This window comes from Luteimonas sp. 22616 (genome assembly GCF_052044325.1).
Lineage (GTDB): Bacteria > Pseudomonadota > Gammaproteobacteria > Xanthomonadales > Xanthomonadaceae > Luteimonas.
In genome coordinates this window covers 1,995,359-2,011,934 of record NZ_JBQEMW010000001.1, presented here as the reverse complement: position 1 = coordinate 2,011,934, position 16,576 = coordinate 1,995,359, and the positions used below count along the sequence as shown (strand labels likewise).

The following is a 16,576-nucleotide window of genomic DNA, read 5'->3' as shown; positions in this document are numbered from 1 at the left end:
ATGCCCGGATACGATCGATGGCCCCGACATGCTGGCGCTCTCCTGTTCGGGAAACTTCCTTTGCGTAGCTGGCGGTGGGTCACCGGCACCTGATTGCGCGCTGCTCCCACACCACCGGCTCCCAGTATTCGTTGGCGCGGATGCTGCCGCGGTCCAGCCTGTCCTTGTGCAGGCGCGTGGCGACCCGGTAATCGGTGTCCGGCTTGATGTCCACGACCAGCGTTTTGTAGGCGCGGGCCATCGATTGGCGCTGCATCAGCCTGCGCTGCAGGTTCTGCGAGGCGCTCAGGCGGTGCTCTGGGATCAGCTCCTGCACCGTCAGGACGTGGCGTCCGGCGGGCACGCGCAAGAGATTGATGCGCGCAGGCGTGCTGCGGCCGTCGATCCGGGTGATGAAGGATTCGAACAGGCCTTCGCTGGCAGGCGGCATCGCGGAATAGGACACGTAACCGCAGCCGGACGCGTGGCGCGATGCGGCGTCGCCGACGGTGAGCTGGTAGGCGGGGATCGCCGTGGTATCCGCCTGGCCCGTGAGCTGGATGCGTGACTTGCCGCGCGCCGCCAGCAGCCGCACCGCGCCGTGGCCCTTGCGCACGGCATCCAGCAGCAGCGGCGCGGGCGCGGCCTGGCCATCAAGGCGACGGTCGTTGATGGCCACCAGCCGGTCGCCGGTCTTTAGCCCCATGCGCGCTGCGGCGCCGTCGGGGGTGATGGCGAGCACTTCGAGGCCGCGCGGATCGGGCTTGCGCACGTCCACCACTGCGCCCAGTTCGTACCGCACCTGCGCCGGCCGGGAGATGGTGAGCGGCTGGTCGAAACTGCCCAGCGCGTCGCGCTCTGCCAGGTACAGCAGGGTGGCGTCCATCTCTGCTTCGACCTGGCCGTCCTTGTCGCCGGCAAGCAGCAGGCCGGGGAAGGCGAGGCAGGCAAGCAGTGTGAAACCACGGATGGCGGACATGGGGGGAATCCTCGGATCAGATGCGCAGGCTGCGGGGCAGCGGGGTGTTCGGGTGGGCGTCGCTGCCGGCCAGCAACTGGCGGCGCTGCGCCCAGAGCGGTTCGAGCTCCGCATCGGTGGCGTTGCGGGCGTAGCCGGCCTGCAGGGCACGGTCCAGCGCGCGCAGTTCGGCGTCCACGCCGGGGGGCAACGAAGGCGCCGCCGCCACGACGGGTGCGGGTTGCGAGATGACGGGGGCTGGCCGCATCAGCGGCGACAGTGCGGCGACCGTGGCCACCGCCACGGTCGTGGCGGCGATGCCGATGCGCCGCCGCTGCTTGCGTCGGCGTGCGCCATTGACGCGTTGCCACAGGCCGTCCGGCAGCGGTGCGTCCGGCAGCTGTTGCAGGCGTTCTTGCAGGAGGTCGTCAGGGATCGTCATGGGTGTGGGGTTCGTCCAGTTCGAGTCGCAGGCGCGACAGGCTGCGCGAGACGATCGACTTCGACCAGCTCTCGCTGCGTCCGAAGCGTCGCCCCAGTTCCGGATGCGACCAGCCCTCCATCGCATGCAGCCATACCACGGTACGTTCGATGGGGCTCAACCGTCGCAGCAGGCCGAGGGATTCGGCGTGCAGGAGCGGGTCGGGCCCGTTCGCGGGATGTGCATCGTCGTCCTCGGCGGCGACCAGGCGTCCGTCGCGGCGGATCCGGTCGATCGCGGCATTGGCCGCCACCCGCTTCAGCCACGGCCGAAGCGGCGTGCCATCGCGCAGGTCGCCGAGGAACTGCAGCATCTTCAGGAAGCATTCCTGGGTGATGTCCTCGGCGGTCGATGGATTGCCGGTCAGCCGCAGCGCGAGCGCATGGATCGCGCGCGCATGCCGGCGATAGAGTTCGGCGAACGCCGCCTCCTGTCCCCAGCGCGCGCGGCGGACCAGTTGCGCTTCGTCATCCGTGGCTTCGATGGGATCTGGCATTGCATCAAGGTACGCGCCAAGGTGGGCAACCGTCGCAGCGGGTGGGTCGTGGACGTCCGCATCGCGGCTCAGGCGAGCGTGGCGTCGAGTTCCGCCAGCCGCGCCGGGGTGCCGACATCGGTCCAGCGTCCGCCGTGGCGCTCGCCGCTGACGCGCCCCCGGGCCATCGCGGCGCGCAGCAGCGGGGTGAGCCTGAAGCGTGGCGGTGACGCGTCGACGCCCGGAGCATCGCCGATCACGCCGCGCCAGCCGTCGAACAGTGCGGGGCGATAGACCCCGATGCCGGCGAAGGTCAGGCGCTCGTCGCCGTCGCTGGCGACGTGTCCGGTTGCGGTGAGGGCGAAGTCGCCGCGCGGGTTGTGTTGCGGGTTGTCGACCAGCACCAGGTGCGCATCGCCGGCCGGCTCGCGTGGCAGGCGGGCGAAGTCGTGGTCGGTCCAGATGTCGCCGTTGATGGCGATGAATGGTGCGTTGGTGTCGTCGCTCAGCAGCGGCAGGGCGTGATGCATGCCGCCGCCGGTCTCCAGCGGCAGCGGGCCTTCTTGCGAATAGGTGATGCGCAGCCCCCAGTGCGAGCCGTCGCCCAGGACTTGCGGAAAGCGGTCGGCCAGCCAGGAGATATTGACCACGACCTCGCGTACGCCGATCGCGGCGAGCTTTTGCAGGTGCCATGCGATCAGCGGTTTGCCGCCGACTTCCAGCAGCGGCTTGGGCGTGGTGTCGGTCAGCGGCCGCATGCGTTCGCCGAGGCCGGCGGCGAAGATCAGCGCCTTCATACCGCGGCCAGCGCCTGCATCGCCGGCTTCACCCGCTGCTCGAGCAGTTCGGCCAGCGGCTGCAGCCGTGGATGCCGCGGCAGCACTTCATCGAGGTAACCGATGAAACGCGGCGCATCGGCGAGGTAGTGCGACTTGCCGTCGCGATGGTGCAGGCGGGCGAAGATGCCAAGGATCTTGAGGTGGCGCTGCACCCCCATCCAGTCGGCGTCGCGGAGGAAGGTGTCGAGCGGCGGAACCGGCAGCCCGGCATCGGACGCGCGCTGGTGATAGCGGCGCAGCCAGCCGTCGACGCGCGCCAGCGGCCAGCCGAGGAACGCGTCCTTGAACAGGCTGACCGGGTCGTAGGCAATCGGGCCGCGCACGCAGTCCTGGAAGTCGAGCACCGCCGGGCCGGGCACCACCGGCATCAGGTTGCGCGGCATGAAGTCGCGGTGCACCAGCACCTTGGGTTGCGCCAGCGCGTTGTCCATCAGCCGGCGCTGCGCGAGTTCGAGTCGATCCGAATCGTCGCAGTCGAGCTGCAATCCCAGGTGACGGCGCAGGAACCATTCCTCGAACAGGCCGGCGTCGCGCTGCAGCAGCGCCTCGCCGAACGTGCCCAGTTCCGACGGTGGCACGATCGCCTGCAGCCGCAGCAGCTGCCCGATGGCAGCGTCGAAATGCGCATCGGCGCTGTCGGCGTCGATGACCTGCGCGAGGGTCGGGCCGCCGAGGTCCTCCAGCAGCAGGAAACCCAGGTCGAGGTCGCGCGTCAGCACCTGCGGTACGCGCACGCCACCGGCTTCGAGCAGGTCGCGGACGCGCAGCCACGGGCCGGCATCCTCGACTCCGGGTGGCGCATCCATGACGATGCGCGACGGCGTTTCGCCGACGGTGCGCCAGTAGCTGCGGAAGCCTGCGTCGACGGAAGCGCGCTGCAGGCCCAAGGCTGGCTGGCCGCTGGCGCTGCGCGCCCATTGCAGGCGCTGCGTTTCGCGTGGCGGGTTGGGGGCTGGCGCGGGCATCCGGTCTCCGGGCAACGGAAGCATTCGGGGCACAGGGTAAACTCCCGGCGCCTTCCCCGACGAGCATCGACGATGTCCGACCAAGCCGCGCGCCTGCAACCGGTCCTGCTCTCGGGCGGCTCCGGGACGCGCCTGTGGCCGCTCTCGCGCGAGGCCTATCCCAAGCAGTTCCTGGCGCTGGCCGGCGAGCGCACCATGCTGCAGGACACCTGGCAGCGGGTCGCGAAGTTGGCCGGCGACGCAACGCCGATCGTGGTCGCCAACGAGGAGCACCGCTTCCTCGCGGCCGAGCAGCTGCGCCAGGTCGGCGTTGGGCACGCCGCGATCATGCTCGAGCCGGTCGGCCGCAACACCGCGCCGGCGATCGCGGCGGCGGCGCTGCAGGCGGCAGTGCAGGGCGGCGATCCGCTGCTGCTGGTGCTGCCATCGGACCACGTCGTCCGCGACGTGCCGGCCTTCCAGGATGCCGTGCGCATGGCCATGCCGGCGGCGGCGGACGGCGCGCTGGTGACGTTCGGCATCGTGCCGGAGTCGGCGGAGACCGGCTTCGGCTACATTCAGTCTGAAGTCCGCCAGTCTGAAGCCGGCCAGTCCGAAGCGGGTCAGTCCAAAGCCGGCGGCGACGGCGTGCGTCGCGTGCTGCGCTTCGTCGAGAAGCCCGACGCCGCGACCGCGCAGCAGTACCTCGATGCCGGCGGCTATTACTGGAACAGCGGCATGTTCCTGTTCCGTGCGTCGAGCTACCTGGCCGAACTGGAACGCTTCCGCCCCGACATCCTGGCTGCCGTGCGCGCCGCGTTCGAAGCCGCGCAGCGCGACGGCGATTTCATCCGTCTGGACAAGGCCGCATTCGCCGCCAGCCCCTCGGATTCGATCGACTATGCGGTGATGGAGAAGACCGACCGCGCGATGGTGCTGCCGGTCGATATCGGCTGGAATGATGTCGGCTCGTGGTCGGCGCTGTGGGACGTCAGCGAACAGGACGCGGACGGCAACGCCCGCCACGGCGACGTGATCGCGGTCGACAGCCACAACAGCTATGCCTACGCGCGGCGACTGGTGGCGCTGGTGGGCGTGGACGACCTGGTCGTGGTCGAGACCGACGACGCGGTGCTGGTGGCGCACAAGGACAAGGTGCAGCAGGTCAAGGAGGTAGTCGCCCGGCTCAAGGCCGAACAGCGCAGCCACGCCATCCTGCACCGCGAGGTGCACCGGCCATGGGGCAGCTACGATTCGGTCGACCAGGACGACGGTTTCCAGGTCAAGCGGATCAAGGTCAAGCCCGGCGCGCGCCTGTCGCTGCAGTCGCACCGGCATCGCGCAGAACACTGGATCGTGGTCCGCGGCACCGCGCGGGTGACGCGTGACAACGACGTGTTCGAACTGCACGCCAACCAGTCGACCTATATCCCGCTGGGCGCGAAGCACCGGCTGGAGAACCCCGGCACGGAGATGCTGGAGCTGATCGAGGTGCAGTCCGGGGGTTACCTCGGCGAGGACGACATCGTCCGCTACGAGGACGTGTACGGCCGCTCGTAGCCTGAAGAACCTGCAGGAGCGGCTTCAGCCGCGGCTTATGTTCGTGAGTCGATATCTGGAAAAGCGCGCGGCGGAAGCCGCTCCTGCAAGAGCCAGGCCGCCTCCAGGCGGCGCTGGAATCCGCGGTCGACTGGCTACAATGCCGCCAATGAGCGCCTCAGATTACGACAGCGACCTCGACCGCCTGGAAGCCGAGAGCCTGCACATCCTGCGCGAGGTGGCGGCCGAGTGCCGCACCCCGGTGCTGCTGTATTCGATCGGCAAGGACAGTTCGGTGCTGCTGCACCTGCTGCTCAAGGCGTTCGCGCCCGCCAGGCCACCGATCCCGCTGCTGCACGTCGACACCACCTGGAAGTTCAGCGAGATGATCGCGTTCCGCGACCGCCGCGCCGCCGAAACCGGGGTGGAGCTGCGCGTGCACATCAACGCCGACGGCGTGCGCGACGGGGTCGGCCCGCAGACGCACGGTGCCAGCGTGCACACCGAGATCATGAAGACGCTGGCGCTGAAGCAGGCGCTGGAGGCCGGCGGCTTCGATGCCGCGATCGGCGGGGCGCGCCGCGACGAGGAGAAGTCGCGGGCCAAGGAGCGGGTGTTCTCGTTCCGCGATGCCCGCCACCGCTGGGATCCGCGCCGGCAGCGGCCGGAGCTGTGGAACCTGTACAACGCGCGGGTGGCGCCGGGCGAGAGCGTGCGGGTGTTCCCGCTGTCGAACTGGACCGAGCTGGACGTGTGGCACTACATCCGCCGCGAAGGCATTCCGGTGGTGGGGCTGTATTTCGCCGCGCCGCGCCCGGTGGTGGAGCGCGAAGGGGCGCTGATCATGGTGGACGATGAGCGGTTCCGGCTCGAGCCCGGCGAATCGCCGGTGATGCGCCAGGTGCGGTTCCGCACCCTGGGCTGCTATCCGCTGACCGGGGCGGTGGAGTCGGAGGCTACCGACCTGGATGCGGTGATCGCCGAGATGGAAGCGGGGACGCAGTCCGAGCGCGCCGGCCGGCTGATCGACCAGGCCGACGGCGACTCGATGGAGAAGAAGAAGCGCGAGGGGTATTTCTGATGCGCGTCGCGTTCGCTCGCCCCAAGTTGCCAGTCCCGCCCAGTGGGCTGCTTTCCTGGCCACCAAAGCCGCCGGGTACCCGCGTTCGCGGGAGGGACCGCCAGAAGCGGCGTGGACTTGACGGGGGGCGGGCATGAGCAGCGTGCAGTCCGATTTCCTGCGAATCGTCGCCTGCGGCAGCGTCGACGACGGCAAGAGCACGCTGATCGGGCGCCTGCTGTTCGAGGCCGGCCGCGTGCCCGACGACGAGCGCGCGGCGCTCGTGCGCGCCAGCGCCGTGCACGGCACGCGCGGCGCGGAAGTGGACTACGCGCTGCTGCTCGATGGCCTGGAAGCCGAGCGCGAGCAGGGCATCACCATCGACGTGGCCTGGCGCCACCTGCAGACGCCGCACCGGCGGTTCCTGATCGCCGATTGCCCCGGCCACGCGCAGTACACGCGCAACATGGCCACCGGCGCGTCGGTGGCGGACGTTGCGATCGTGCTGGTCGATGCGACCAAGGGCCTGTTGCCGCAGACCTTCCGCCATACCGCGATCGCGTCGCTGTTCGGCGTGCGCCACGTGCTGCTGGCGGTGAACAAGATGGACTGCGCCGGTTACGACCGCGCGGTGTTCGACGGCATCGCCGACGCCTATCGCACGCATGCTGCGCGGCTTGGCATCGAGGATGTCGTTGCGATTCCACTGGCAGCCGCGACTGGCGAGAACGTCACGGCGCCGTCGCCCAATTTCCCCTGGTATGACGGTCCCGATGTCCTCCAGCACCTCGAGGCCGTGGAGATCATGTGCCGTGTACCGGCGCTGCCGGCACGGCTGCCGGTGCAGATGCTGCTGCGCGGCGCCGACGGCGAGCGCTGGCTGGCGGGCACCCTGGCGTCGGGCACGCTGGCAGTGGGCGACGCGGTTCGCGTGGAACCAGCCGGCGTAGTCACCGCGATCGCCGCGCTCACCGTGGCCGGTGTGGAGACGCACGCAGCCCGTGCCGGCGATGCGATCGCCGTGCGCCTGGCCGACGAGGTCGATGCCGGGCGCGGCGACGTGCTCACCCACGCCGCCGCGCCGCTGGCCGCCAGCGACCAGTTCGCCGCCGACGTGCTGTGGTTCGACGAGGCCCCCCTGCTGCCCGGCCGGCGCTACCAGCTCAAGCTCGGCACGCGCCAGGTGGGCGCACGCATCAGCGAGCTCAAGCACAAGCGCGACCCGGAAAGCCTGCAGCCGCTCGCGGCCCGGCACCTGGGGCCCAACGACATCGGCGAGGTCACCTTGTCGCTCGATGCGGTTGTCGCGTTCGCGCCGTTCGCCGAGAGCCCGGCGCTCGGCGGTTTCATCCTGGTCGACCCGCTGTCACGCGCGACCGTGGGCTGCGGCATGATCCGCCACGGCCTGCGCCGCGCCGACAACCTCCACTGGCAGGCGCTGGACGTCGACCGCGCAACGCGCGCCGCGCTCAAGGGCCAGCAGCCGCGCTGCGTGTGGTTCACGGGGTTGTCCGGTGCAGGCAAATCGACCATCGCCAACCTGGTCGAACGCGGCCTGCTGGCGCGCGGTTGCCACACCTACCTGCTCGACGGCGACAACGTCCGTCACGGCCTCAACCGCGACCTGGGCTTTACCGATGAGGACCGGGTCGAGAACCTGCGCCGGGTGGCCGAAGTGGCCAAGCTGATGACCGAGGCCGGGCTGATCGTGCTGGTGAGTTTCATCTCGCCGTTCCGCGCCGAGCGTGCCGCGGCGCGCGCACTGTTCGCCGACGGCGATTTCCTGGAAGTGTTCGTCGACACGCCGCTGGCGGAGGCCGAGCGGCGCGACGTCAAGGGGCTCTATGCCAAGGCCCGGCGTGGCGACCTGCCCAACTTCACCGGCATCGATTCGGCCTACGAGGTCCCGGAACGGCCGGACATGGTGCTCGACACGATGGCGGAGCCGCCGGAGCGCCTTGCCGAGCGCGTGGTCGACCGCCTGCTGGATTGACCCGCGCAGGGGACGAACGCCCGCGGTTGAAGGAGTGGCTGAAGCGGCTCCTGCAAGGGTTTGGGCGCGCGGCCGCACTTTCCTGGGCAAAAAAAGCCGGGCATCGCCCGGCTCTTCAATGCATGCCGTCGCGCTCAGCGCGGTGGCAGGGTGGTGCGCTTGCGTCGGAACAGGCCCGCGACGATCAGGATCACGATCGCCCCGGCCAGCGCGGCGATGAATCCCGCCGGTTCGCCCGCCTCGTAATAGCCGGTTGCCTGTCCGATCCAGCCCGCCAGCAGTGCGCCGGCGATACCCAGGAGGGTCGTCAGGATGATGCCCATGCTGTCCTTGCCGGGCTTGAGCAGGCGCGCCAGCACGCCGACGATGAATCCGATCAGGATGATGTAGAGCCAGTTGCCGCTGCCGAACAGACCTTCCATTCCAAACCCCTTCGTGGTGGAGGACCGGGTCGAAGCTTAACAGCCAGCGGCCCGGCCACCAGTGTCGATGGTCAGCAGCAGCCGTGGTCGCCGTGCCGGGATCCGCTGTCGGCGGCGACCGCGGCGCCCGTGGTTTCCCCGCGCAGGCTGGCGGCGTGATGCTCGGCGATCACCCTGGCCACCGAGGCGGTGACCTTCTTGCCCATCGGGATGTGCAGGAATTCATTCGGCCCGTGCGCGTTGGAATGCGGCCCGAGGACGCCGGTGATCATGAACTGGGCGCCGGGGAACTTCTCGCCGAGCATGCCCATGAAGGGAATCGAGCCGCCTTCGCCCATGTACATCGCCGGCCGGCCGTAGAACTCCTGGCTGGCGTTGTCGATCGCCTTCTCCAGCCATGACGACATCGCCGGCGCGTTCCAGCCGGTGGAGGCCTTTTCCAGTTCGAGCGTGATCTGGGCGCCGTTGGGCGGGTCGCGCAGCAGCGCGTCCTTGAGCAGGTCGCCGGCAACCTTGCCGTCCAGGGTGGGCGGCAGGCGCAGCGAGAGCTTCACCGCGGTCTGCGGCCGCAGCACGTTGCCGGCCGAAGCCAGCGGCGGCATGCCGTCGACGCCAGTCACCGACAGCGCCGGGCGCCAGGTGCGGTTGAGCACCAACTCGGTGAGGTCCTCGGCCATCGGCGTCATGCCCGGCAGGAACGGGAACTTGTCGAACACGGCGGTGCCCAGCACCTCCGCGCACTTGTTCGCCTGCGCCAGCCGGTCCGCGGGGACTTCGGCGTGTAGCCCTTCGAGCAGGATCCGGCCGGTGTCGGCGTCCTCGATGCGCGAGAGCAGCTGCCGCAGCAGGCGGAAGCTCGACGGCACCACGCCGGAGGCATCGCCCGAGTGCACGCCTTCTTCCAGCACCTTGACGGTGAAGTTGCCGCCGGCCAGGCCGCGCAGCGAGGTGGTGCACCACAGCTGCTCGTAGTTGCCGCAGCCCGAGTCCAGGCACACCACCAGCGACGGCTTGCCGATGCGGTCGGCGAGGTGGTCGACATAGGCCGGCAGGTCGTAGCTGCCCGACTCCTCGCAGGCCTCGATCAGCACCACGCAGCGCGCGTGCGGCGCGCCCTGGTCCTGCAGCGCCTGGATCGCGGCCAGCGAGCCGAAGATCGCGTAGCCGTCGTCGGCGCCGCCGCGACCGTAGAGCTTGTCGCCGCGGAGCACCGGCTTCCACGGGCCGAGGTCGTCGTCCCAGCCGGTCATCTCCGGCTGCTTGTCGAGGTGGCCGTAGAGCAGCACGCAGTCGTCGCCCGTCTCGGGGCCCGAGGCCGGGATGTCGATGAAGATCAGCGGCGTGCGGCCTTCCAGCTGCACCACCTCGAGTTCCATGCCCGGGATCGACTGCGCGCGGGCCCAGGCCTCCATCAGCTTGACCGCATCGGCCATGTAGCCGTTCTTCACCCAGTCGGCGTCGAACATCGGCGACTTGTTGGGGATGCGGATGTATTCGACGAGCTGGGGAACGATTTCGTCGTCCCACTTCCCGGCGACGAAGCTTTCGATCTTGCTGGCATCCATGGAGGGGCCTCGGTGGAATGAATGCCCTGATTCTACGCCCCCCCGTGTAGGAGTTTTCCTACCCCACGCCGCGGCAAATCCCTGCATCACGCCGCGGGTTGCGGCGATAGGCGGGATCGATGCGGCGGGCGAGACTGTCTCCACCGGCGCAATGGGTCGCCGGGGAACGGAATCCACCTCATACACGGGAGTTCAGCCATGACATCCATCAAGACCATCTTCGCCTCGCTGCTGCTGTCGCTGCTGCTGGCCGGAGCCGCGCTCGCCGGCGAGCGCATCAACATCAACACGGCCGACGTGGCCACCATCGACCGGGTGCTGGTCAACGTTGGGCCGTCCAAGGCCGAGGCCATCGTCGCCTACCGCAAGCAGCACGGCGCATTCAAGAGCATCGAGCAGCTGGCGATGGTCAAGGGCATCGGCCTGAAGACGGTCGAGAAGAATCGCGACCGGATTTCCTTCGGTACGGAAAGAAAGGCCAAGCCGGCCAGGTCAGTGGCAGGGGCGAACATGGGCGCCGCGAACCGCTGATGCGTTGATCGTCACCGGTGCCAGCCAAGGAAGGCAGGCATCGGCGGTCGGGAGCAGGACGCTCCGCTGGAACGGGCATGACGCCCTACAGGGACGTTTGCCACCCGGGTCGCGCGGATTGCGCGGCGCGGGTGGCTTTTTTTGCCCCACACGCGGGTACTGGCTGGATGGACTGTCCCGGAGGCCGCTACGAGCGCGCGGGCCCCCGGTCCCGCCTGATTCAGCCCGCGCGGCCCGCCGGCTACACTCGCCGCATGGCCCCCACACAGCAATCGCGGGTGATTCCCGCCAACGAGTATCGCCGCGAACGCTGGCGCAACGGCTTCGGCTGGACCCGCGAGATCCACGCCGAGCGGCCGGATCCGTCCGGCGACTGGACCTGGCGGTTGTCGATCGCGGAGATCGAACAGGACGCGCCGTTCTCCGCGTTCCCCGGCGTCGATCGCGAGCTGGTGCTGCTGCGCGGCAATGGCCTGCGGCTGCGTTTCGATGATGGCGAGGCGCACCTGCTCGAACCGCCGCACGGCCGGCTGCGCTTCGCCGGCGAGCGGGCGTTGACCGGCGAGCTGGTCGATGGCCCCACGCACGATTTCAACCTGATGTGGCGGCGCGACGCGATTGCCGCCGAGTTGCTGCACCGGCCGCTGGTCGGGCCGATGGTGTTCTTCGCCGAGCCGGGGACGACGTGGGCGCTGCACCTGCTCGCGGGCGAGGCGCGCTTCGATGCCGGGTCCGGGCTGCCGCCGCTGCACGCTGGCGATACCGCATTGCTGGCGGAGCCGCAGCGGACGCGGCATCTGCTCGATGGCGGCGGCGAATTGCTGGTGATCCGGCTGGAGGCTTCCACCGGGTCGGCTGGAGACGTTTGAACGAATCGTCATCCCGCTATGCCTGAATCGTCATCTCCGCGAAGGCGGGGATCCAGTGGCTCCAGGCGTTCGAACAGGCTGTAGGCCGCTGCTGATCAGTACACGTCGCGGCGATAGCGTCCGTCGAGCAGCAGTTGCTCGACCAGGGCGTCGCCCAGGGCTTCGCGCAGCACGGCGTCCACACCCGGGGCCATGCCCTGCAGGCTGCCGCAGACGTAGATCGCGGCGCCGTCGTTCACCCATGCGCGCAAGGTGTCGGCCGCGTCGCGCAGTGCGTCCTGCACGTAGCGGCGTTGCGCGTCGTCACGCGAGAAGGCGAGGTCGAGGCGCTCGAGGAGGCCGTCGGCCTGCCAGCGCTCGATGTCGGCGCGGCAATGGAAGTCGCGGTTGCGGTTGCGTTCGCCGAACAGCAGCCAGTTGCGGCGTGCCCCGGCGGCGGCGCGCGCCGCAAGGTGTGCGCGCAGGCCGGCGATACCGGTGCCATTGCCGATGAGGATCAAAGGACGTTCTGGCGCAGGCGAGTGAAAGTTGGCGTTGACGCGGATGCGCAAGTCGATCGTCGCGCCCGATGATGCGTGTTCGCACAGCCAGCCGCTGCCCAGGCCGCTGCGGCCATCGGGCCGCCGCATGTGCCGGACCAGCAATTGCAGCCTGCCCTCCGATGGCAGCGAGGCGATCGAATATTCGCGGTGCGGCAGTGGCCTGAGGGTATCGGCCAGCGCCTGCGCGTTCGCATCGGCAAATGCGGCGGGATCGGGAAGGTGCGCGCGCGACAGCGCATCGCCGAGCGCAAGCAATCTGTCTTCGAACCGGACTTCCGTTCCTGCCGCCAGTCCGAGTGTCGAGAGCAGCGCATCGACCGCCGCACGCGGGTTGCGCGGCCCGATCTCGGCAATGTCGCCCGCCTGCCACGCGGGTTGCATGCCGGTCGGTGGCGTGAGGGCGAGCTGGAACACCGGCCCGCCCGCGCTGCCGGGATTGAGTTCGGCGCGTTCGTGCAATCGCCATGGTTCGTAGGCCACCGGCGACCAGTCGGGCAGCTCCGGCGCCTGCGCGAGCAGGCCCAGGTGGTGCTGCCAATGGCGCAGCGCACCGGCGTCGCCATTGTCGACCTCCACCAGGTCGAACAGCGGCGTCGCACCTGCCTGGCGCAGCCACTGGTCGAGGCGGTGGCCGAAGCCGCAGAAGTGGTCGTACTCGCGGTCGCCCAGTGCCAGCACCGCGAATTGCAGCGCCGGCAGCGCGCCCGGTGCGGTGAGCATGTCGCGGACGAACGCCAGCGCGGGGTCGGGCGGGTCGCCCTCGCCGGTGGTGCTGACCACGAACAGCACGCGTGGCGTGCTCGACAGCATGGCCGTGTCGACCTCGGCCAGTTCGCGCAGCTCCACGGCCATGCCTGCTTCGGCGAGCGTGGCGGCAGAGCGTTCGGCGAGCTGCTGGGCGAAGCCGGTCTGGCTGGCCCAGGCCACCAGCAACTGCGCGCCGCTTGCCACGGCATCACGCGTGCGGCGGGGGCGGCGTGCGCGCCACAGCAGCCAGCCGCTGAAGGCAGCGTACGCTGCGATCGCCGCCACCGCCCACGCCAAACGCATGCGCTGCGGCGACGCCGGCCACCACGCATCGTCGTGCAGCGGCAGGAAGGCGAGGGCAAGCGCGATCAGGCCCAGCAGCGCAAGGCCGTTGCCGATCGCCGCGCGCGAGGAGCGCTGCGCACCGAGGGCAACCGTGCTCATGATGCGAGCCGGTCTGCGAACGCCGGTGTCATCCGGATGCCGTCGCTGTCCGCGTCCGCGGCGACGAAGCGGGCGGCCAGCCCATGCGCCCGGGCGAAGGCGAAACCGTCGTCGAATCCCATCACCGTCAGCGCGGTCGCCCACGCGTCGGCGCGCATCGCGTCGTCGGCAATCACCGTCACCGCGGCAGGAGCGCGTTCGACGGGCGCGCCGCTGCGCGGGTCCAGGGTGTGCGCATAGGTCCGGCCGTCGTGTTCGAAGTGGTGCCAGTGGACGCCGGACGTGGCCACGGCGAAGCCATCCAGCGACAACACGCACGACGCCGCATCGTCGGTATCGGGAGCGGCCTCGACCAAGACCCGCCACGGCGTACCGTCGGGCTTGCGGCCGTAGCCGAACAGCTCGCCGCCGACATCGACCAGCGCGGCGGTGATCCCGCGTTCGCGCAGGCAAGCGGCCACCGCATCCACGCCGTGCCCCTTGGCGATCGCCGAGAGGTCGAGCGCGACGCCACCGGGCTGCAGGACCGCAGGCGGGTTGTCGCGCAGCGTGATCCGCTGCCAGCCGATGCGTGTGCGGGCGTCGTCGATTTCGGCGGCACTTGGGACACACAGGTCTTGCCCGCCGGCACCGAATCCCCACAGATCCACCAGCGGGCCGACCGTCGGGTCATAGGCGCCGCCGCTGGCCTCGGCGATGTCGAGTGCGCCACGCAGCACCTTGTCGAAAGGCCGCGGCAACGCCTGCCAGCTGCCGGCCTCGGCGCGGTTGTAGCGGCTGATGTCCGAATCCGTTTCCCAGGTGCTCATCTGCGCGACGATGCGGTCGAGCGTCGCCTGCACCGCGTCATGCAGCGGCGGCAGCGCCAGACGCGCACCGGCGACCACGCACACGCGCCAGCGCGTGCCCATGGTGTCGCCATGGAGCAGGTGCACGACACGGGCGTCCGGGGTGGTGATCTGGTTCAAGTACGAAGTCGCTGGCCATGCCGCCATTGCAGCGGCACGACGATGCATGGCTTATTGCGGCAGCACTTCCAGCGTGGCCACGTAACCGAGCCGACGCTGCTTTGCCTGCGGCATCGAGACCTTGTCGTCTTCGGTCGACGCATCGAGCCAGTACATGCCGGCTTCCGGCCAGGTGACGCTGAATTCGCCGCTGGCATCGGTGGTGACCTTGATTTCGTCCTGCGCGTTGCGATAGCGGGTGCCGCCGCGGGTGATTTCGACCTCCAGGCCCGCCGCCGGCTTGCCATCGATCTGGAAGCGGAACGTCGCTTCCTCGCCTGCGAACAGGTCGTTGGGATGCGTCACCGGTACCAGTTCGAGGCCGACGCCGCCGGGCTTGAGCGCGGTGTCGTTCGGCGAGCCGTTGGTGACGAACGTCTCCACCCGGCTGACCGATTCGCCGACCTCGAGGTTCTTCGCGTCCTTCGGCACTTCGCTGGCGAACGTCTCCGCCGTGCCGCGCCAGCGCCTGGGCTTGCCGTCCTGCTCCCAGCGGCCGGTGAGGGAATGGTTGGTGACGCCGATCCGGTACGTGCCCTGCTGCTTGAGTTCGACATCGAACACGCTGCGGTACTTGCCGGTGGCGCCGTTTTGCGTTTCGACCTTGCTGCCGTCGGGCGCGACGACGGCGACGTTGTCCAGCCGCAGCGGCACGTGGTTGAAGTAGAACAGGTCGTTGGACACCGCCGCGTCCACCGTGATCCACGGATTCTCGCCGGCGATGACGGTCTGCGACGGCATCAGCCAGGCCTTGTGCGCGGACGCGGTGATCGGCAGCGCGGCGGCCAGGGCGAGTGCGAGTGCGAAGGTGGGGGCGAAGGAACGCTTCATGGTGTGCTCCGGATGCAATGGGAAGAGGGAGGGGCGCTCAGGGCTTGATCGACAGCGCGACGGCGCCGAGTTCGGTCTTGCCCTGCGCCTTGCCGGATTGCGGCGATGCCGCCGGCCAGGTGAAGGGAATCTTCAGCAACTCGCGGCCGCCGACTTCGCGCACCGCCTCGACCACCAGCGTGTAGCTGCCGGGAGCCAGCTTCGCCAGCCGCGGATCGGAGGTGTCGAAGCCCAGCGCGTGCTTGCCGGCCGGGCGCGTCGGCCCGGTGATGCCGTCCACGGGCAGGTCGAGGGTTCGGCCGGAGCGACGCCACCACTGGCGCAGGTCGGGTAGCCACTTGGTGCCGTGGCCTTCCTTGGTGTCCTTGTTCTGGTACCAGACGGCGAGGTCGGCGACGGTCTTGTTGCCGGCGCCCTCGATCCAGACCGCGACGTAGGGCCGGTGGTACTCGGCGACCTTGAGCTGCGGGATCTGGACGTCGACGTCGAACTGCGCGGCATAGGCCGGCATGGCAAGCAAGCCGCTGAGGGCGATGGTGAGCGTGACGCGCATGGAAACCTCGTCGGTCCTTGGAGTTGGATCAGTGGATGAAGAGCAGGGCGAGCAGCACCGGCACCAGCAACCCGAGCCCGACGTAGGGCCAGGTCATGCGGCGCTGGCGCGCGTGCATCTGCAGCAGGAACAAGCCGGTCACCGTGAACACCACGCAGGCGATCGCGAACACGTCGATGAACCAGCCCCACGCCGGCCCGGAATTGCGGCCCTTGTGCAGGTCGTTGAAATAGGAAATCCACCCGCGCTCGGTGCGTTCGTATTCGACCGCGCCGTCCGCGCGCTGGATGCTCAGCCAGGCATCGGCGCCGGGACCGGGCATCGACAGGTAGACCTCGTCTTCCGACCATTCGGCTTCGCGCGTGCCGATCGCAGTGTCGAGCTCATCGTCCAGCCAGTCGGCGACCGGAGACGGCAACGGCGCATTGCCTTCGTCGCGATCGCCGAGCGATGGCAGCAGCGGTGCGGGCAGGGTGAGTGTCCGATTGGCGACCTCGGGGCTGCCCTCGATCTTCGCCGCGTGGTTGAGGGTGATGCCGGTGACCGCGAACAGCAGCATGCCCACCAGGCACACCGCCGAACTGATCCAGTGCCACTGGTGCAGCGTGCGCAGCCAGAAACCGCGGCGCTGCTGGCCGAAGCCGGGGTCGGTGGAAGGAGAGGCGGGTGGCAAGGCAGTGGTTTTCGAGGCGTGGAAGGGCGCGAGTATACGGCATGGATGAGAATCATTCTCACGGTGAAGGTGCCAGTATCTCTCGCCGTGACGCGGCGTCAGGGCGCGAAGAAACGCTTGCCTC

At 69.4% G+C, this 16,576-nt stretch carries 17 protein-coding genes; 5 read left to right on the top strand and 12 right to left on the bottom strand.

Annotated elements, in window-relative coordinates:
• Positions 1-79: 79 nt before the first annotated feature.
• The 5 genes from ACTJIL_RS09240 to ACTJIL_RS09220 all read right to left on the bottom strand — a co-directional run bounded on the left by ACTJIL_RS09240 (position 80) and on the right by ACTJIL_RS09220 (position 3,697).
• Complete coding sequence (locus tag ACTJIL_RS09240; protein ID WP_440755222.1) at positions 80-958, bottom strand: PDZ domain-containing protein; 879 nt, start codon at positions 956-958, stop codon at positions 80-82.
• A 16-nt stretch (positions 959-974) separates the two neighbouring features.
• Positions 975-1,379, bottom strand: coding sequence for a hypothetical protein (locus ACTJIL_RS09235; RefSeq protein ID WP_440755221.1), 405 nt, complete (start codon positions 1,377-1,379; stop codon positions 975-977).
• Complete coding sequence (locus ACTJIL_RS09230; RefSeq protein ID WP_440755220.1) at positions 1,366-1,914, bottom strand: RNA polymerase sigma factor; 549 nt, start codon at positions 1,912-1,914, stop codon at positions 1,366-1,368. Before ACTJIL_RS09230 ends, ACTJIL_RS09235 begins: the two co-directional genes overlap by 14 nt.
• Before the next feature lie 68 nt (positions 1,915-1,982).
• The gene (gene murU / locus ACTJIL_RS09225) at positions 1,983-2,690 is read right to left on the bottom strand and encodes an N-acetylmuramate alpha-1-phosphate uridylyltransferase MurU (RefSeq protein WP_440755219.1); all 708 of its coding nucleotides are present in this window, start codon (positions 2,688-2,690) and stop codon (positions 1,983-1,985) included.
• Complete coding sequence (locus ACTJIL_RS09220; protein WP_440755218.1) at positions 2,687-3,697, bottom strand: aminoglycoside phosphotransferase family protein; 1,011 nt, start codon at positions 3,695-3,697, stop codon at positions 2,687-2,689. Before ACTJIL_RS09220 ends, murU begins: the two co-directional genes overlap by 4 nt.
• A gap of 72 nt (positions 3,698-3,769) precedes the next feature.
• Between ACTJIL_RS09220 and ACTJIL_RS09215 the strand changes: the two genes are divergently transcribed.
• The 3 genes from ACTJIL_RS09215 to cysC all read left to right on the top strand — a co-directional run bounded on the left by ACTJIL_RS09215 (position 3,770) and on the right by cysC (position 8,268).
• Complete coding sequence (locus ACTJIL_RS09215; RefSeq protein ID WP_440755217.1) at positions 3,770-5,236, top strand: mannose-1-phosphate guanylyltransferase/mannose-6-phosphate isomerase; 1,467 nt, start codon at positions 3,770-3,772, stop codon at positions 5,234-5,236.
• A 148-nt stretch (positions 5,237-5,384) separates the two neighbouring features.
• Positions 5,385-6,296 carry a sulfate adenylyltransferase subunit CysD gene (cysD, locus tag ACTJIL_RS09210; RefSeq protein WP_440755216.1) on the top strand — a complete coding sequence of 304 codons (912 nt, stop codon included), beginning with the start codon at positions 5,385-5,387 and terminating at the stop codon, positions 6,294-6,296.
• A gap of 133 nt (positions 6,297-6,429) precedes the next feature.
• Complete coding sequence (gene cysC, locus ACTJIL_RS09205) at positions 6,430-8,268, top strand: adenylyl-sulfate kinase (protein WP_440755215.1); 1,839 nt, start codon at positions 6,430-6,432, stop codon at positions 8,266-8,268.
• 134 nt (positions 8,269-8,402) lie between these two features.
• On the opposite strand, the gene ACTJIL_RS09200 is transcribed toward cysC, so the two are convergent.
• Together ACTJIL_RS09200 and ACTJIL_RS09195 are read right to left on the bottom strand one after the other, a co-directional pair.
• Complete coding sequence (locus tag ACTJIL_RS09200; RefSeq protein WP_440755214.1) at positions 8,403-8,690, bottom strand: GlsB/YeaQ/YmgE family stress response membrane protein; 288 nt, start codon at positions 8,688-8,690, stop codon at positions 8,403-8,405.
• A 71-nt stretch (positions 8,691-8,761) separates the two neighbouring features.
• On the bottom strand, positions 8,762-10,255 hold the full coding sequence (locus ACTJIL_RS09195; RefSeq protein WP_440755213.1) for a M20 family metallopeptidase: 1,494 nt from the start codon (positions 10,253-10,255) through the stop codon (positions 8,762-8,764).
• A gap of 198 nt (positions 10,256-10,453) precedes the next feature.
• Between ACTJIL_RS09195 and ACTJIL_RS09190 the strand changes: the two genes are divergently transcribed.
• Together ACTJIL_RS09190 and ACTJIL_RS09185 are read left to right on the top strand one after the other, a co-directional pair.
• Complete coding sequence (locus ACTJIL_RS09190) at positions 10,454-10,786, top strand: ComEA family DNA-binding protein (protein ID WP_440755212.1); 333 nt, start codon at positions 10,454-10,456, stop codon at positions 10,784-10,786.
• Positions 10,787-11,040: 254 nt separating this feature from the next.
• On the top strand, positions 11,041-11,655 hold the full coding sequence (locus ACTJIL_RS09185) for a HutD/Ves family protein (protein ID WP_440755211.1): 615 nt from the start codon (positions 11,041-11,043) through the stop codon (positions 11,653-11,655).
• Between the two features lie 95 nt (positions 11,656-11,750).
• Here ACTJIL_RS09185 and ACTJIL_RS09180 read toward each other — a convergent pair whose 3' ends face one another.
• Genes ACTJIL_RS09180 through ACTJIL_RS09160 form a run of 5 tightly spaced genes read right to left on the bottom strand, consistent with a single transcriptional unit; the run spans position 11,751 to position 16,452 of the window.
• Positions 11,751-13,388, bottom strand: a complete 1,638-nt coding sequence (locus ACTJIL_RS09180) for a sulfite reductase subunit alpha (RefSeq protein ID WP_440755210.1) — start codon at positions 13,386-13,388, stop codon at positions 11,751-11,753.
• Positions 13,385-14,383: an FAD:protein FMN transferase gene (locus ACTJIL_RS09175; protein ID WP_440755894.1), complete on the bottom strand. Its 999-nt coding sequence runs from the start codon at positions 14,381-14,383 to the stop codon at positions 13,385-13,387. The genes ACTJIL_RS09180 and ACTJIL_RS09175 overlap by 4 nt, the downstream gene beginning before the upstream one ends.
• A 24-nt stretch (positions 14,384-14,407) precedes the next feature.
• Positions 14,408-15,226, bottom strand: coding sequence for a DUF4198 domain-containing protein (locus ACTJIL_RS09170; RefSeq protein WP_440755209.1), 819 nt, complete (start codon positions 15,224-15,226; stop codon positions 14,408-14,410).
• A gap of 37 nt (positions 15,227-15,263) precedes the next feature.
• Positions 15,264-15,779 (bottom strand): DUF2271 domain-containing protein, encoded by a 516-nt coding sequence (locus ACTJIL_RS09165; protein ID WP_440755208.1) that lies wholly within the window; start codon positions 15,777-15,779, stop codon positions 15,264-15,266.
• Between the two features lie 28 nt (positions 15,780-15,807).
• On the bottom strand, positions 15,808-16,452 hold the full coding sequence (locus ACTJIL_RS09160) for a PepSY-associated TM helix domain-containing protein (protein WP_440755207.1): 645 nt from the start codon (positions 16,450-16,452) through the stop codon (positions 15,808-15,810).
• Positions 16,453-16,576 lie beyond the last annotated feature (124 nt).

Bases quoted from the DNA above. Each gene is read 5' to 3' on its own strand.
- ACTJIL_RS09240 (WP_440755222.1), bottom strand. From the start codon at position 958: ATGTCCGCCATCCGTGGTTTCACACTGCTTGCCTGCCTCGCCTTCCCC.
- ACTJIL_RS09235 (WP_440755221.1), bottom strand. From the start codon at position 1,379: ATGACGATCCCTGACGACCTCCTGCAAGAACGCCTGCAACAGCTGCCG.
- ACTJIL_RS09230 (WP_440755220.1), bottom strand. From the start codon at position 1,914: ATGCCAGATCCCATCGAAGCCACGGATGACGAAGCGCAACTGGTCCGC.
- murU (WP_440755219.1), bottom strand. From the start codon at position 2,690: ATGAAGGCGCTGATCTTCGCCGCCGGCCTCGGCGAACGCATGCGGCCG.
- ACTJIL_RS09220 (WP_440755218.1), bottom strand. From the start codon at position 3,697: ATGCCCGCGCCAGCCCCCAACCCGCCACGCGAAACGCAGCGCCTGCAA.
- ACTJIL_RS09215 (WP_440755217.1), top strand. From the start codon at position 3,770: ATGTCCGACCAAGCCGCGCGCCTGCAACCGGTCCTGCTCTCGGGCGGC.
- cysD (WP_440755216.1), top strand. From the start codon at position 5,385: ATGAGCGCCTCAGATTACGACAGCGACCTCGACCGCCTGGAAGCCGAG.
- cysC (WP_440755215.1), top strand. From the start codon at position 6,430: ATGAGCAGCGTGCAGTCCGATTTCCTGCGAATCGTCGCCTGCGGCAGC.
- ACTJIL_RS09200 (WP_440755214.1), bottom strand. From the start codon at position 8,690: ATGGAAGGTCTGTTCGGCAGCGGCAACTGGCTCTACATCATCCTGATC.
- ACTJIL_RS09195 (WP_440755213.1), bottom strand. From the start codon at position 10,255: ATGGATGCCAGCAAGATCGAAAGCTTCGTCGCCGGGAAGTGGGACGAC.
- ACTJIL_RS09190 (WP_440755212.1), top strand. From the start codon at position 10,454: ATGACATCCATCAAGACCATCTTCGCCTCGCTGCTGCTGTCGCTGCTG.
- ACTJIL_RS09185 (WP_440755211.1), top strand. From the start codon at position 11,041: ATGGCCCCCACACAGCAATCGCGGGTGATTCCCGCCAACGAGTATCGC.
- ACTJIL_RS09180 (WP_440755210.1), bottom strand. From the start codon at position 13,388: ATGAGCACGGTTGCCCTCGGTGCGCAGCGCTCCTCGCGCGCGGCGATC.
- ACTJIL_RS09175 (WP_440755894.1), bottom strand. From the start codon at position 14,383: ATGGCGGCATGGCCAGCGACTTCGTACTTGAACCAGATCACCACCCCG.
- ACTJIL_RS09170 (WP_440755209.1), bottom strand. From the start codon at position 15,226: ATGAAGCGTTCCTTCGCCCCCACCTTCGCACTCGCACTCGCCCTGGCC.
- ACTJIL_RS09165 (WP_440755208.1), bottom strand. From the start codon at position 15,779: ATGCGCGTCACGCTCACCATCGCCCTCAGCGGCTTGCTTGCCATGCCG.